Below are 16058 nucleotides of genomic sequence, written 5' to 3'. Positions count from 1 at the left end.
GCCGGTACGTCCGCTCGGTATCTGGGACCCGACATGTCGCAAACCTTCGACTGGACCTCCGCCTACCCCTCGATCCGCATGCCGATGTTCGGCCGCAACGTGGTCGCGACCTCGCACGCGCTGGCGGCGCAGGCCGGGATGCGGATGCTGTGGAAGGGCGGCAACGCGGTCGACGCCGCGATCGCCACCGCCGCGGCCAAGACGCTCACCGAGCCGTGCAGCAACGGCCTCGGCTCGGACGCCTTCTGCATCCTCTGGGACGGCAAGGAATTGCACGGCCTCAACGCCTCGGGCGGGGCGCCGGCCGCCTGGACGCCGGACTACTTCGCGCGGAAATACGGGCCGGCCGCCCGCCCGCCGATGCGCGGCTGGGATTCGGTGACGGTGCCCGGCGCCGTCGGCGCCTGGGTCGCCCTGTCCGAGCGCTTCGGCAAGCTGCCCTTCGCCGACCTGATGGAGCCGGCGATCGAGATCGCCGAGCGCGGATACCTTGCGCCGATCGTGGTGCAGCAGAAATGGGCCGCCGCGGCGCAGGTCCCCGACCTCGTGCGCCAGCCGGGTTTTGCCGAGTTCTTCCTGCCCCGCCGCCGCGCGCCGGACGTCGGCGAACTGGTGACGCTCAAGGCCGCCGCGCGGACGCTCCGCGCCATCGCCGAGACCAAGGGCAAGGCCTTCTACGAGGGCGAGATCGCCGAGGCCATGGCGCGGCACGCGAGCGAGAACGGCGGCGCGATGACGGTGGCGGACCTCGCCGCCTACCGCCCGGAATGGGTGACGCCGACGAAGAAGGACTACCGCGGCTACACGCTCCACGAGATCCCGCCGAACGGGCAGGGCATCGCCGCGCAGATCGCGCTCGGCATCCTCCAGAACTTCGACCTCGCCGGGATGGCGGTGGACGGCGCGGCGGCGCAGCACCTGCAGATCGAGGCGATGAAGCTCGCCTTCGCCGACACCTACCGGTACGTCGCCGACGGCTTCGCGATGCGGGTGAGCCCCGAGGAGATGCTCGACGACGCCTACCTGGCCTCGCGCGCCAAGCTTATCGATCCGCGCCGCGCCCAGGATTTCGGCGCCAGCAATCCGGTGCGCGGCGGCACGATCTACCTCACCGCCGCCGACGAATCCGGCATGATGGTGAGCTTCATCCAGTCGAACTTCATGGGCTTCGGCTCTGGCGTCGTGCTGCCGGACTGGGGCCTGTCGCTGCAGAACCGCGGCTACGGCTTCGTCCTCGACGCAGCGAGCCCGAACTGCGTCGCGCCGGGCAAGCGCCCGTTCCACACCATCATCCCCGGCTTCCTCACCAAGGACGGCGCCCCGGTGATGAGTTTCGGGGTGATGGGCGGCAACATGCAGCCGCAGGGCCACCTGCAGACCCTGGTGCGGATGATCGACCACGGCCAGAACCCGCAAGCCGCCTGCGACGCCCCGCGCTGGCGCTTCAACCAGGGCTTCGAGATCAACGCCGAAGCGGCCATGGCGCAGGACACCCTCGACGGCCTCGTCGCCCGCGGCCACCGGGTCGACGTGATCCAGGACAGCTACCAGGATTTCGGCGCCGGCCAGTCCATCTGGCGCATGGGCGACCCGGCCATCGAAGGCTACGCCGCCGCCAGCGACCCGCGCCGCGACGGGCAGGCGGTGGTGTGGTGAGGCGCGGGGCGGATGGGGCGTCGGCCCGAGGCGCGGGCCTGGTCGACTGACGGGTCTCGTCCCGGCCTCGCCGTTCGCGCGTCCATCGACGCGCGGACGCGGCTGTCGGAACGGATGCCGGGCCGACGTGGGAATGCCCGCTTTCCGCCTGTCTTCGAGTCCCGCGTCCGGCGCGGTCTGAAAGCAGGTCCCGGCCGCGTCGATCCGGTCGCGCCTCGCGCGCCCTTCGTTGAGCTTGCGCCCCCGGCGGTCTATGCACGGACCCCATGGACCTCCAAGCTTCTGCGAGCCGATCCCCGGCGCCCCTCGCCTGCCAGATGCGGCCATCCAGGAACGCGGCGCCGTTCCTGCCCATGAGCCGCGCCGAGATGGACGCGCTCGGGTGGGATTCCTGCGACATCGTCCTGGTGACGGGCGACGCCTACGTCGATCATCCGAGCTTCGGCATGGCCATCATCGGCCGGCTGCTCGAGGCGCAGGGGTTCCGGGTCGGCATCATCGCGCAGCCGGACTGGCAGTCGGCGGAGCCGTTCAAGGCGTTGGGCCGGCCGGCGCTGTTCTTCGGCGTCACCGGCGGCAACCTCGATTCGATGGTGAACCGCTATACGGCGGACCGTCGCCTGCGCCACGACGACGCCTACACGGCGGGCGGCGAAGGTGGAAAGCGCCCCGACCGCTCGACCATCGTCTACACGCAGCGCTGCCGCGAGGCCTACAAGGACGTGCCGATCATCCTCGGCGGCATCGAGGCCTCGCTGCGCCGCATCGCCCACTACGATTACTGGTCCGACAAGGTCCGCCGCTCGATCCTGGCGGATGCCAAGGCCGACCTGCTCCTCTACGGCAACGCCGAGCGCGCCGTGGTCGAGGTGGCCAACCGCCTCGCGGCCGGCGCGGCGCCGCAGGACCTCGATTCCGTCCGGGGCGTCGCCCTGTTCCGCCGCGTGCCCGAGCACTACACGGAGCTGCCCGCCGACGACCTCGATTCGGCCGACGAGGCCGCCGGCCGCCGCCCCGGCGAGACCGTGATCCGGCTGCCCGCCTACGACGAGGTCAAGGACGACAAGGAGGCCTACGCCCGCGCCTCGCGGGTGCTGCACCGGGAGGCCAACCCCGGCAACGCCCGCCCCCTCGTCCAGCGCCACGGCGACCGCGACCTGTGGCTGAACCCGCCGCCGATCCCGCTCTCCAGCGAGGAGATGGATGTGGTCTACGACCTGCCCTACGCCCGCGCGCCCCATCCGTCCTACGGCGACGCGAAGATCCCCGCCTGGGACATGATCAAGTTCTCGGTGACGATCATGCGCGGCTGCTTCGGCGGCTGCACCTTCTGCTCCATCACCGAGCACGAGGGGCGCGTCATCCAGAACCGCTCGGAGGGCTCGATCCTGCGCGAGATCGAGCTCATCCGCGACAAGACCCCGGGCTTCACGGGCGTGATCTCGGATGTCGGCGGGCCGACGGCCAACATGTACCGGATGGCGTGCAAAGATCCGAAGATCGAGGCGGCGTGCCGGCTGCCGTCCTGCGTCTTCCCGGATATCTGCCCGAACCTGAACACCTCGCACGACGACCTGATCCGGCTCTATCGCAAGGTCCGCGAGGTCGAGGGCGTCAAGAAGGTGATGGTGGCGTCGGGCGTGCGCTACGACCTCGCGGTCCGAAGCCCCGAATACGTCGAGGAGCTGGTGACCCACCACGTCGGCGGCCGCCTCAAGATCGCGCCCGAGCACACCGAGCGCGGACCCCTCGACCTGATGATGAAGCCGGGCATCGGCACCTACGACCGCTTCAAGGAGATGTTCGACGCCGCCGCCAAGAAGGCCGGCAAGAAATACTACCTGATCCCGTATTTCATCGCGGCCCATCCGGGCACGACCGACGAGGACATGCTGAACCTCGCCCTCTGGCTGAAGAAGAACGACTACCGCGCCGACCAGGTGCAGACGTTCCTGCCCTCGCCCATGGCGACCGCCACGACCATGTACCACACCGAGATTAACCCGCTGGAGGGCGTGCGGCGCGGCGGCAGCCAGCCGGTCGACGCGATCAAGGGGATGCGGCAGCGCCGGCTGCACAAGGCGTTCCTGCGCTACCACGACCCCGAGAACTGGCCCCTGCTGCGGGAGGCGCTGCGAACGATGGGCCGCGCCGACCTGATCGGGCCGAGGCCGGAGCAGCTCGTGCCGTCCTCGCAGCCGCCGGGAACGGGCCTGGGCAAGGCGGGGGGCAAGACGGGAGGCCAGCCGCGACCCGCGCGCCACCCGGGCGCGCCGCGTTTCACCACCAAGGGCATACCGTTGCGGAAGTGACGGCCTGGCGCCTCGCCCCCGAGCCGGCCGGCGGCCGACCCGGCCGATCACGGAGGGCTGCGTGAGCCTGGCCCGCATCCTGGCGGGGCTCGGCCTCCTCCTGCAGGCGGCTTGCGACCGGCCAGGCGGGTGCCCCGCCGGTCAGGGGGTCGCCCTGTCGGCCGACGCGGCGGAGCGGAGGATCGCGGCCGTCCTGCCGAAGGGCTGGACGGTCGCCGCCCGGGCGAAGGGGGCCGTGCCCTACGGCGTCGTCCCGGGCCCCGGGGGACCCGACGCCGCGGCGGTGCTGCTGACGCTCGTCGGGCCGGAGCGGGTCGCGATCAGCGGGTATTACTGCGTGCGGGGCGCCTTCTGCGCCGAGCCGATCGCGGCGCGCGAGGCCGTCGAGGTCTGGATCGTGTCGGCCGCCTTCGCCGAGTCCGCGGGTCCGCCGGCCATGACCACCCGAGGCGCATCCCTGATCGCAAGCTGCCGGGGCCGGGCGATCTACGGTCTGGCCTCCCGCTACGCCGGAGAGGCGATCGACTTCGATGGCGGCTTCACGGGCAGCTCCACCGAGACGTCCCGCATGCCGCCTGCGTCCGGCGACCTGCCGGTCTCGTGGCAAACTTGGCGGCAGGACGTGGGAGCGGTCGTCCGGTGATCCCATCCGCCTGCGCGACGCGGCGGTTTTTCCGCCCGGATCGTCCACGGAGCCGGGCCGGCTCCCGCTGGCGAACGATCCCGGGCGCTGTAGGCTGGCGCGGCGAAACACCCTTCCGCCGAGGCGCCCGGCCATGACCCCGTTCCTGTTCCAGACCACGCCGAACCTGCTGTTCGAGGCCGGGGCGGTCGCCAAGATCCCCGACCTCGTCGCCGGGCTCGGGGCGAAGAACGTCCTGCTGGTGACCGACCGGGGCGTGCGCGCCGCCGGCCTGACCCGGGGCGCGGAAGCGGCGCTCGCCGAGGCCGGCTGCCGGGTCGCGGTGTTCGAGGACGTGGTCGCCGACCCGCCGAGCCACGTGGTGGAGGCGGCGGCCGCCTTCGCGCGGGCGTCGGGCAGCGAACTGGTGCTGGCGATCGGCGGCGGCTCGGCGCTCGACACCGCCAAGCTCGTGGCCTACCTCGCCCGCTCGCACGAGGCCCTCGATGCGATCTACGGCGTCGGCCTCGCCAAGGGCGCGCGCCTGCCGCTGATCCTGGTGCCGACCACCGCCGGGACCGGCTCGGAGGTGACGCCGATCGCCATCGTCACCACGCCGGCCCAGGAGAAGAAGGGCGTCGTCGCCCCGCGCCTGCTGCCCGACTGGGCGGTGCTCGACCCGGAGCTGACGCTGGGCCTGCCCGCCGCCGTCACCGCGGCCACCGGCGTCGACGCGATGGTGCACGCGATCGAGGCCTATACCAGCCGCCACCGCAAGAACCCGATCTCCGACGGCCTCGCCCGGCAGGCGCTCGGCCTGCTCGCCTGCCACATCCGCACCGCCTGCGCGGACGGCGGCGATGTCGAGGCGCGCTCCGGGATGCTGCTCGGGTCGATGCTCGCCGGCATGGCCTTCGCCAACGCGCCGGTGGCGGCAGTGCACGCGCTGGCCTACCCGGTCGGCGCGCTGTTCCACGTGCCGCACGGGCTCTCGAACGCGCTGGTGCTGATGGGCGTGCTGCGCTTCAACCTGCCCGAGGCGCAGGCGCTCTACGCCGAGCTCGCGCCGATCCTCGACCCGGACGCCCGCGACCGGCCCGACGCCGAGGCGGCCGAGCGCTTCGTCGCGGCGCTGGCCGCGATCTGCCGCGATTGCGGCGTCCCGGCCTCGCTGTCGGCGGTCGGCATCGCGGAATCCGACCTCGATCGCCTCGCCGACGACGCGATGAAGCAGACCCGCCTCCTGGTGAACAACCCGCGGACGCTGACCCGCGCCGACGCGCGCGCGATCTACGCGGAGGCGCTGGCCGGCACGGCCGCGATCCAACCCACGCCCTCGTCCTGAGGCGCCCGCGTCAGCGGGCCTCGAAGGAGGCCTCGAGGGATCGCGCGGCCGGCTGGAGGGCTCCTTCGAGGCGGCCGCTTCGCGTCCGCACCTCAGGATGAGGGCGGTGGGTGGGTCGAAGCGCGCCGTCGCCGTTCGTGAGACCGCCGGGCCGCTACTTCGGCGCCGGCGCGCCCGCGGGCTTGGCGGACGGCCTCGGCGCGGCTCCGGGCTTGGGCGCCCATTCGGGGTCCGAGCGCGGGCCGCCGGGGGTGTCGGTGGCGGCGGTGATCTGACCGGGGACCACGTCGCCCACCCGCGTCCAGGTCTGGGTCTGGCACAGAACCGAGAGCAGGCAGCCCTTCACCGACAGCTCGGCCGGCGTCTCGCTCCAGATGGTCACGTCGTAGGACTTGCCGTTGTCGCCGTTGTAGATCTTGCCGGCGAAGCGCCCGTCGTCGTTCTTCTTCAGCCCGAGGATCATCTGGTGGCCGAGGAGCGGCCGCGCCTGGCGCTTCGGGTCGGGGTTGTAGCGGTCGATCTTCGGCTTGCCGTCCTCGCCCAGCGGCTTCGAACCCCAGACGACGTAGCCGCAGAGGTTGGCGCCGCCCGGCCCGCAATGCTCGGTCCGCACGCGGGCACGCCCGTCCTCGGTGAACCAGGTGCCGGTGGGATCCGCCGCGGCGGCCGGGTTCGCGCCGAGGGCGGAGGCTGCGGCGGCGAGGCCGAGGAGGGCGAGGGTCGAGACGCGGGCGGAACGGACTGGCATTCGGTTTCCTCAAGGCGAAGGGGACGGATGGGCCTGCCCGGCCTCGTCGCGGGCGCCGACGAAGCGGCCGAACACCCGTCCGAGGACCCGGCTCAGGCCCTCCATCAGCAGGAACAAAGCCGGCACGAAGACCAGCGAGAGCAGGGTCGAGACGATCAGTCCGGCGATCACCGCGACCGCCATCGGCGCGCGGAACTCGCCGCCGACGCCGAGCGCCATGGCGGAGGGCACCATGCCCGCGGCCATGGCGATCGTGGTCATCACGATCGGGCGAGCGCGCTTGCGGCCGGCCTCGACGATGGCGGTGACGGCGTCGACCCCGCGACCCATCTCCTCGACGGCGAAGTCGACGAGCATGATCGCGTTCTTGGTCACCAGCCCCATCAGCATCAGGATGCCGATCACCACCGGCATCGAGATCGGCATGTTCATCACCAGGAGCCCCAGGATCGCGCCGCCGATCGAGAGCGGCAGCGAGAACAGGATCGTCAGCGGCTGCAGGAACGAGCCGAACAGCAGCACGAGCACGGCGTAGACCATCATGATCCCGGCGCCCATGGCCAGGAGGAAGCCAGAGAACACCTCGCCCATGATCTCGGCGTCGCCGGTCTGGCGGATGGTGACGCCCGGCGGCAGGGACTTCGCCGTCGGCGTCTCCAGCGCCTGGGCGATGAGGGAGCCGAGCGCGTCCGAGCCCTCCATGTTGGCCTCCACCGCGACGCGCACGACGCGGTCGTAGCGGTCGATCGCGCCCGGGCCCTGGTCGAGCTCGATGTCGGCCACCGCCGCCAGCGGCACCGCGGTGCCGTTCTTGGCCGGCACCTTCAGGTTCTCCAGCCGCGAGACCGCGCCGCGGGCGCTGTCGGGCAGCTGCACCCGGATCGGGACCTGGCGGTCGGCGGCGTTGAACTTGGCGAGGTTCAGGCCGATGTCGCCGATCGTGCCGACGCGGACCGTCTCGGCGATGGCGTCGGTGGAGACGCCGAGGTCGGCCGCCACCCCGGGCTTCGGCCGGATGCGGACCTCGGTGCGGTTCAAGGGCGCCGTGGACATCACCGCGACGAGGTGCGGGATCGCGGCCATGTCGCGCTGGAGTTTTGCTGCAACCTCGGCCACCACGGCGGCGTCCGGGCCGCCGACCACCAGGGCGAGGTCGCGCTGGCCGGAATCGCGCAGCGACCAGGAGCGGATGTCGGGCTCCTGCCCGATCAACGCGGCGATCTCGGTCTCCAGCGCGGCCTGCGACTTGGCGCGGGCGTTCTTCGGCGTCAGGTTGACGGTGAGCGTCGCCAGCCGCGTCTCCTTCTTGCCGCCGACCTGCCGGCCGCCGTCGACGAAGACCGACACCACCTCCGGCAGGGCGCGGATGCGGGCGACCACCCGGTCCGACACGGCGACGGTGTCGGCGAGCCGCGCGCCGGGCGCCAGCTCGAGCATGAACAGGGTGCGGGCGTTGTCCTGCTTCGGCACGAAGCCCGAGGGCAGGAGGCCGGTGGAGGCCAGCGAGCCAGCAAACAACGCCAGCCCGACCATGAGGGTGATCACCCGGTGGCGCACCGACCAGCCGACGAGGCGGCCGTAGGCGCGCATCACCGGCCCCTCGCGCGCCTCCACGTGGGCGTGGTCGCGCAGGAAGTAGGCGGCGAGCATCGGCGTGATCAGACGCGCCACGAGCAGCGACATGAACACCGAGACCGCGATGGTCAGCCCGAACTGGATGAAGTAGCGCCCGGCGATTCCCGGCATGAACGACACCGGCGCGAACACCGCGATCAGGGTCGCGGTGATGGCGATGACGGCAAGGCCGATCTCGTCGGCGCCCTCGATCGCCGCGCGGTAGGGCGACTTCCCCATCCGCATGTGGCGGACGATGTTCTCGATCTCGACGATGGCGTCGTCGACCAGGATGCCGGTGACCAGCGTGATCGCGAGCAGGCTGATGCCGTTCAAGGTGAAGCCGAGCGCGTCCATCGCCCAGAAGGTCGGGAACACCGAGAGCGGCAGCGCCAGGGCCGCGATCAGCGTCGCGCGCCAGTCGCGCAGGAACAGGAACACCACCAGCACGGCAAGCGCCGCCCCCTCGATCAGGGTGTGCATCGCCGAATCGTAGGAACCGATCGTGGCCGAGACGGACGAGTCGATCTTCTCGAACCGGACGTCGGGATAGCCGGTCTCGAACTCGGCGATCTTGCGCTCGACGCCCGCGGCGACCTCGGCGTCGCTCGCGCCCGAGCCGCGGGAGACCGCGAAGGCCACAACCGGGCGCCCGTCGAAGCGGGCGAAGGTGCGCGGCTCCTCGATCGCGTCGCGCACGGCGGCCAAGTCGTCGAGCCGCACCTTGCGGCCGCCGGGCAGGACGATGGAGGTGGCCTTGAGGTCGGCGAGCGTCCGCGCGGCGGCCAGCGTCCGGATCGACTGCTCGCGGCCGCCGACCTCGCCGCGCCCGCCCGCCATGTCGGCCGAGGTGAGGCGCAGCTGCCGGTTCACGTCGGCCGCGGTGATGCCGAGCGCCAGGAGCCGGTCGGGCTGGAGTTCGATGCGCATCTCGCGCGCCACGCCCCCGACGCGCTCGACGCCGCCGACGCCCTTCACCCCCTGGAGGATGCGGGCGAACTTGTCCTCGACGAGCCAGGACAGCTCGGCCGGGCTCATCGCCGGCGCGGTGACGCCGTAGATCAGGATCGGCAGGCCGGCGATCTCGACGCGGCTGATCACCGGCTCGTCGATGGTGCGCGGCAGGTTGATGCGGATCTTCGAGACCGCGTCCTTCACGTCGTTGACGGCCCGGTCGGTGTTCACCTCCAGCCGGAACTCGACGGTGGTGACGGAGGAGCCCTCGGTGATCGCCGAGGTGATGTGCTTGACCCCGCGCACGCCGGCGATCGAGTCCTCGACCCACTTCGTCACCTGGGTCTGAAGCTCGGACGGCGCGGCGCCGCTCTGCGTGATCGCCACCGAGACGATCGGCACGTCGACGTTCGGCATCCGCGTCACCGCGAGCCCGCGGAAGCTGACGAGGCCCAGCACGATCAGGACGAGGAACAGGACCAGCGGCCCGATCGGGTTGCGGATCGCGTAGGCCGAGACGTTCAGGCGCATCGGGCGGCCGGTCCTTTTCGGGCGTGCGGCGGGGACGGGTTCAGATCACGGGGCGTCGGCGTCGGCGTCGGCGCTCGCCTCGGGCGACGGCGCTTCGGCCAAAGCCGGGGCGACGGCCGCCAACGGGACGGGGCGGACCTTGTCGCCGTCGCGCAGGAAGCTGCCGGCGCGGGCGACGACGCGCTCGCCCTCGGAGAGGCCGCCGCGGATCTCGATGTCGTCGTCGTCGGACAGGCCGGTGCGGACCGCGCGGGCCTCCACCGTGTCGCCGGCGACCACGAGAACGCTGCTGCGCGCCGGCCCGCCGTAGAGCACGGACGCCTGGGGCACGGTGACGCCGCGGGTGCGGGCGATCTCGACCGCGCCGCGGGCGAAGGTGCCGATGCGAAGCCGCGGGTCGGCGTCGAGGCGGACGCGGACCTTGCCGAGCCGGGTCGCCCGGTCGACCTCCGGGTAGACCGCGCGGACGCTGCCCTGGACGCGCGCGCCGGCGCCGATGTCGATCCAGGCCGGCCGGCCCTCCCGCAGGAGCGGCAGCTTGGTCTCGACGATTTCGCCCTCCAACTCGATCTCGCCCCGTGCGATCAGGCGGAACAGCGGCTCGGCCGCGGACGAAGCGGTGATGCCGACCCGCGCGGTGCGGCGGCTGACGACGCCCGCTTCCGGGGCGCGAATCTCGGTGCGAGCGAGCCGCAGCTCCAGCTCGTCCCGCACCGCCTTGGCCTGGGCGAGCTCGGCCTTGGCGATGACGAGGCCGTTGCGGGCGAAGGCGCGCTTGCCCTCGGCCTGGCGCATCGCCGAGGTGCGCCCTTCCAGGATCACCGCGGTGCCGTTCCCGGTCTGCATCAGCTGCTTGGCGCGGTCGTAGGCGAGGCGCGCCTCGAGGCCTGCCGCTTCCGCCTGCTCGATGGTGCTCTCGGCCTGCGGCACGGCGGCGGTCGCCTTGTCGACGAGGGCGGCCTGCTGGGCGATCTGGCGGTCGATCAGGTCGTGCGACAGGCGGGCGAGCACCTGGCCGCGGGCGACGCGGGCGCCCTCCTCGACCAGCACCTCGGTGACGCGGTAGCCGTCGATCTCCGGGGTGATCAGGATTTCGTCGCGCGGCACCAGCGTGCCGGTGACGACGACGCTCTCGACGATCTCGCGGCGTGCCGCCTCGACCACGCTCACCGCGGGGGCGGGCGCCGCCTTGACCGGCGCCGGGGCGGTTCCGGCTTGCGCCGGCAGGGGTAGCGCGAGGGATACGACGAGGGCGGCGAGCCCGAAGTGGCGGGCGCCGGGCGCGGAAAACGTCATCGGCTGGGCTCCGCGGAGGAGGTCGGGGCGAGGGGAAGGCGCCCGTCCAGGCCCGCCTCGAGCAGGGCGAGGAGCTGGGCGACGGATGCCGCCGGGTCGTAGTCGGGCAGCAGCGCGCGATCGACGACGATGCCCTTCATCAGGGGACCCAGCAGGGCGTAGAGCGCGACCGGATCGCAGGCGGGAGACCGCGCCAACACGCCGAAGGTCTCGACGAACCAGCTCCGCGCCTCGGCTTCGCCCCGCGCCGTCATCGCGGCGATGGCCGGGTTGCGGGTCGCCTCGGACCAGATGTCGATCCGCAGGATCGCGGTCTCGCGGGTGATCGAGACGAAGTAGCGGGTGACGATGCCGAGGAGCGCCGCGCGGCGGTCGCCGTCGCGTTCCAGCTCGGCCACCAGGCGGGCGCCGCGGGCGCGCTCGCCCTCGGCGAGCCCGAGGACGAGGTCCTCCTTCGAGGCGAAGTAGCGGTAGAAGTTGCCCGGGCTCATCGCCGCCTCGCGGGCGAGGTCCTGCATCGTGGTGCGGTGGAAGCCGTTGCGCACGAAGCAGGCCTCGGCGGCCGCCAGGATGTGCTCGCGCCGGGCCGAGGGCTCGATCCGCGCCGCGACCGCTGCGCCGCCGGCGCTCATCGTGCGAGGCTCGCCGTGAGCTCGTGCGGAACGATGCGGCTCGCATCCTTGCCCGTCGGGACGCCCGCGCAGGCGGCGGGCCGCAGGTCGAGCCCGGCGCAGGACCGCGCCTGCCAGCCGGCGGGGCCGGCCCCGGTCCAGCCGATCAGCGCGACCCAGCCGAGGCCGAGGAGCGCGGCGACCGCGAGGTTGGTCGGGGTCGCGACGGCGCGAAGCTCCGCGAGGCGGGGCGCGAGGTCGGAGCGGCTGTCGGAAACGGAAACGCCCATGGCGGACTCCTGCGTACCGAGCCGGTATAATGAACGTTCATTCCCGAGTCAATGAACGTTCATTCTCAAGCTCGATGGCGAAGGATGCGCTTCGTCGACCGAGAGCCTCCTCTCCCCGCGGGCGGGGAGAGGCCCGCACGGACCTCGCCGTCCGTGCGGGAAGCGAAGGCAAGGCCGTAGCGCCGGTGAGGGGGTGCCAACGGATAAGCCTCCTTCGGCCAAGCCCCCTCACCTTCGGCTACCGCCTCGCTTGGCCGACGACGAGGTCGGCCAAGCCCTCTCCCCGCCTGCGGGGAGAGAGGATGCGCGCAAGCCGACCGGCTCAGGCGGCGGCGCGCGTCACCGCATCCACGACCTCGTCCACGACGTCGTTGACGAGGCCGCGGTCGTCGCCCTCGGCCATCACGCGGATCACCGGCTCGGTGCCGGAGGGGCGGATGACGAGGCGGCCGCCGTTGCCCAGGCGCTCGCGGGCGTGCTCGATCGCAGTGACGACGCTGTCGGCGCGCAGGGGCTCGCCCGAGCGGTAGCGCACGTTCTTCAGGATCTGCGGCAGCGGATCGAAGCAGTGGCAGACCTCGCTCACCGGCTTTTCGCTGCGCTGGACCACGCTCAGCACCTGCAACGCGGCCACCAGCCCGTCGCCGGTGGTGGCGTAGTCCGACATGATGATGTGGCCGGACTGCTCGCCGCCGAGGTTGTAGCCGTGCTCGCGCATGTGCTCGAGCACGTAGCGGTCGCCCACCGCCGTGCGCGCGAGCGAGAGGCCGATCCCGCCGAGGTAGCGCTCCAGGCCGAGGTTGGACATGATCGTGGCCACGATGCCCGGCTGGGTCAGGAGGTCGTCCTCCTTCCACGAGCGGGCGACGACCGCCATGAGCTGGTCGCCGTCGACGACCTGGCCCTTCTCGTCCACGATCAGCACCCGGTCGGCGTCGCCGTCCAGCGCGATGCCGATGTCGGCGCGCAGCTCCCGGACCTTGGCGACGAGGGCGGCCGGCGCCGTCGAGCCGACGTCGCGGTTGATGTTGAAGCCGTCGGGCTCGACGCCGATGGCGATCACCTCGGCGCCGAGCTCCCAAAGGGTCTCGGGCGCGACGCGGTAGGCGGCGCCGTTGGCGCAGTCGACCACGATGCGCAGGCCGTCCAGCGTCACGTTGCGCGGCAGCGAGCGCTTGGCGAACTCGATGTAGCGGGCGTGCACGCTCTCGATGCGCTTGGCCCGGCCGAGCGACATCGAGCCGGCGAGCTTGGTGTGCAGCTCGCTGTCGATCAGCGCCTCGATCTCGCGCTCGATCGCGTCGTTGAGCTTGAACCCGTCGGGCCCGAACAGCTTGATGCCGTTGTCCTCGAACGGGTTGTGCGAGGCCGAGATCATCACGCCGATGTCGGCGCGCATCGAGCGGGTCAGCATGGCCACCGCCGGGGTCGGCATCGGCCCGAGCTGCAGCACGTCCATGCCGACGGAGGTGAAGCCGGCGATCAGCGCGGTCTCGATCATGTAGCCCGAGAGCCGCGTGTCCTTGCCGATGACGACGCGGTGGCGATGGTCGCCGCGCTGGAACACCAGCCCCGCCGCCTGGCCGACCTTCAGCGCCAGCTCCGGCGTGATCACCCCGTTGGCCCGGCCGCGAATGCCGTCGGTGCCGAAATACTTTCTCACGAAACTCTCCGTCCCCTCGGGCGCGCGACCTTTCGGTCAACCTATCATCGATCGCGCGGCGAGCGCAGATCGCGTCCCGTTACAGTGAATCGACGCCGTCATCGCGCAGCTTGTCTCATCGCTGCTCCGCAGCGTGGCGCCGACCGGCCCCCTCTCCCGGACGCGACAGGGGACCCGCGCGCCCTCATCCATCGAATGGGCTAACCGCCCAAAGAAAAGGGCGCCGCAATGGCGCCCTCTTCGTCGGCCGACAGATCAGACCGATCAGCCCTGCGGCTGAGGCTCCAGCCCGCCGTCGCTCTCCTTCGGCCGGCCGCGGCCGGCGGAGGGCACCGAGGAGCCGCGGGCCGGGGTCGGCGGCACGTCGCCGCCGTCGCGGACCGGGGGACGGCCCTTCAGCAGGTTCTTGATCTCGTCGCCGGACAGCGTCTCGTATTCGAGCAGCCCTTGCGCCAGCGCCTCGAGGTCGTCCTTCCTGTCGGCGAGGATGCGACGGGCCTCCTCCAGGCCGGTCTCGACGAGGCGGCGGACCTCCGCGTCGATCTTCTGGGCCGTCGACTCGGACACCGTCTGCTGGCGGCCCATCGACATGCCGAGGAAGACCTCGTCGTTGTTGTCGCCGTAGGCGACGGTGCCGAGCTCAGGGCTGAATCCCCAGCGCGTGACCATCATCTTGGCGAGGCGCGTCGCCTGCTCGATGTCGGACTGCGCGCCCGAGGTGACCTTGTCGGGGCCGAAGGTCATCTCCTCGGCGATGCGGCCGCCCATCATGATGGCCAGCCGCGAGGTCATCTGCTCGAACGACATCGACAGCTTGTCGCGCTCGGGCAGCTGCATGACCATGCCGAGCGCACGGCCACGCGGGATGATCGTCGCCTTGTGGACGGGATCGGTGGCCGGCACGTTGAAGGCGACGATGGCGTGGCCGCCCTCATGGTAGGCCGTGAGCCGCTTCTCGTCCTCGGTCATGACGAGGGTGCGCCGCTCGGCGCCCATCATGACCTTGTCCTTGGCGTCCTCGAACTCGTGCATCGTGACGATGCGCTTGCCGCGACGCGCGGCCAACAGAGCCGACTCGTTGACGAGATTCATCAGGTCGGCGCCCGAGAAGCCGGGGGTGCCGCGGGCGATGACCTTGAGGTCGACGTCCGGCGCCAGCGGCACCTTGCGGACGTGGACGCGCAGGATGCGCTCGCGGCCGGTGACGTCCGGGTTCGGCACCATGATCTGGCGGTCGAACCGGCCGGGACGCAGCAGGGCCGGGTCGAGCACGTCGGGACGGTTGGTCGCCGCGATGATGATCACGCCCTCGTTGGCCTCGAAGCCGTCCATCTCCACGAGCAACTGGTTGAGGGTCTGCTCGCGCTCGTCGTTGCCGCCGCCGAGGCCCGCGCCGCGATGGCGACCGACCGCGTCGATCTCGTCGATGAAGATGATGCAGGGCGCGTTCTTCTTGGCCTGCTCGAACATGTCGCGGACGCGGCTGGCGCCGACGCCGACGAACATCTCGACGAAGTCCGAGCCCGAGATGGTGAAGAACGGCACGTTGGCCTCGCCCGCCACCGCGCGGGCGATCAGGGTCTTACCGGTGCCGGGGGGGCCGACGAGGAGCACGCCGCGCGGGATGCGCCCGCCGAGCCGCTGGAACTTTTGGGGATCGCGCAGGAATTCGACGATCTCCTGCAGGTCTTCCTTCGCCTCTTCCACGCCGGCGACGTCATCGAACGACACGCGCCCATGCGCCTCGTTCAGCAGCTTCGCCTTGGACTTACCAAAGCCCATGGCGCGGCCGGCGCCCGACTGCATCTGCCGGGACAGGAACACCCAGGCGCCGATGAAGACGAGGATCGGCAGCCAGCTGACCAAGAGCTGGATGAACCAGGGGGTGTTGTCGGACGGGGGGCGCGCGGTGATCTGCACGCCCTTGCCCGAAAGCTTCGAGACGAGGCCGGGATCGTTCGGCGCATAGCTGGTGAAGCTGCCGCCGCCGACATACGAGCCGGACACGTCCTGGCCCGAGATCACCACGGACTGGATCTTGCCGGCGTCGGCGTCGTTGAGAAGCTGGCTGTAGGCGATCTCGCTCCCGCCGCCGCGGTGACCCGGATTCTGGAACAGGGTCACCAGGGCCAGGACGAGGAGGAAGATGACGACCCACAAGGCAAAATTGCGAAAATTCGGGTTCATCGATCAATCCCTGGGGCGTGTGGGCCGGCTGCCCGCCGCTGCGGGTTCGTCCGCGCACGCCGAGCCAATGTAGGCAGAGCCCTCCCCCTTGCCAAGTAAGCCGGGCGCCCCTGCGGCAAGGCTGTCAGTGGCAAGGCTGTCGGGGGCAAGGCTGTCGGGGGCAAGGCTGTCGGGGGCAAGGCTGTCGGGGGCGAGGCTGTCGGGGGCGAGGCTGTCGGGGGCGGGGCTG

Annotated in this window: 12 protein-coding genes; 5 read left to right on the top strand and 7 right to left on the bottom strand. The window is 71.7% G+C overall.

From position 1 onward, the window contains the following. Positions 1-33: 33 nt before the first annotated feature. From MFF13_RS19955 to MFF13_RS19940, 4 genes are all read left to right on the top strand, one after another. Complete coding sequence (locus MFF13_RS19955; protein ID WP_238272806.1) at positions 34-1656, top strand: gamma-glutamyltransferase family protein; 1623 nt, start codon at positions 34-36, stop codon at positions 1654-1656. Between the two features lie 266 nt (positions 1657-1922). Continuing rightward, positions 1923-3968 carry a YgiQ family radical SAM protein gene (locus MFF13_RS19950; protein ID WP_373322584.1) on the top strand — a complete coding sequence of 682 codons (2046 nt, stop codon included), beginning with the start codon at positions 1923-1925 and terminating at the stop codon, positions 3966-3968. A gap of 61 nt (positions 3969-4029) precedes the next feature. After that, entirely contained in the window at positions 4030-4611 is a 582-nt protein-coding gene (locus tag MFF13_RS19945) for a hypothetical protein (RefSeq protein ID WP_238272804.1), read from the top strand. Between the two features lie 133 nt (positions 4612-4744). Next, positions 4745-5935 (top strand): iron-containing alcohol dehydrogenase, encoded by a 1191-nt coding sequence (locus MFF13_RS19940; protein ID WP_147765022.1) that lies wholly within the window; start codon positions 4745-4747, stop codon positions 5933-5935. Positions 5936-6089: 154 nt separating this feature from the next. On the opposite strand, the gene MFF13_RS19935 is transcribed toward MFF13_RS19940, so the two are convergent. From MFF13_RS19935 to ftsH, 7 genes are all read right to left on the bottom strand, one after another. After that, positions 6090-6683: a DUF2147 domain-containing protein gene (locus tag MFF13_RS19935; RefSeq protein WP_147765023.1), complete on the bottom strand. Its 594-nt coding sequence runs from the start codon at positions 6681-6683 to the stop codon at positions 6090-6092. 9 nt (positions 6684-6692) lie between these two features. Further along, positions 6693-9782, bottom strand: coding sequence for an efflux RND transporter permease subunit (locus tag MFF13_RS19930; protein ID WP_238272803.1), 3090 nt, complete (start codon positions 9780-9782; stop codon positions 6693-6695). Positions 9783-9827: 45 nt separating this feature from the next. Then, positions 9828-11078, bottom strand: coding sequence for an efflux RND transporter periplasmic adaptor subunit (locus tag MFF13_RS19925; RefSeq protein WP_147765025.1), 1251 nt, complete (start codon positions 11076-11078; stop codon positions 9828-9830). Next, the gene (locus MFF13_RS19920; RefSeq protein ID WP_147765026.1) at positions 11075-11710 is read right to left on the bottom strand and encodes a TetR/AcrR family transcriptional regulator; all 636 of its coding nucleotides are present in this window, start codon (positions 11708-11710) and stop codon (positions 11075-11077) included. Before MFF13_RS19920 ends, MFF13_RS19925 begins: the two co-directional genes overlap by 4 nt. Further along, complete coding sequence (locus MFF13_RS19915) at positions 11707-11979, bottom strand: hypothetical protein (protein WP_238272802.1); 273 nt, start codon at positions 11977-11979, stop codon at positions 11707-11709. The genes MFF13_RS19920 and MFF13_RS19915 overlap by 4 nt, the downstream gene beginning before the upstream one ends. 322 nt (positions 11980-12301) lie before the next feature. Then, the gene (glmM, locus tag MFF13_RS19910) at positions 12302-13642 is read right to left on the bottom strand and encodes a phosphoglucosamine mutase (protein ID WP_147753241.1); all 1341 of its coding nucleotides are present in this window, start codon (positions 13640-13642) and stop codon (positions 12302-12304) included. Positions 13643-13906: 264 nt separating this feature from the next. Continuing rightward, entirely contained in the window at positions 13907-15829 is a 1923-nt protein-coding gene (gene ftsH / locus MFF13_RS19905) for an ATP-dependent zinc metalloprotease FtsH (RefSeq protein ID WP_147728678.1), read from the bottom strand. Between the two features lie 127 nt (positions 15830-15956). On the opposite strand from ftsH, the gene MFF13_RS19900 reads away from it, so the two are divergent. After that, a partial coding sequence (locus MFF13_RS19900; RefSeq protein WP_238272809.1) for a pentapeptide repeat-containing protein occupies positions 15957-16058 on the top strand: 102 nt, incomplete at its 3' end.

This window comes from Methylobacterium cerastii (assembly GCF_022179125.1).
Classification (GTDB): Bacteria; Pseudomonadota; Alphaproteobacteria; order Rhizobiales; family Beijerinckiaceae; genus Methylobacterium; species Methylobacterium cerastii.
The sequence above is the reverse complement of the archived record's forward strand: the minus strand, read 5'-3'. Positions and strand labels throughout refer to the sequence as shown.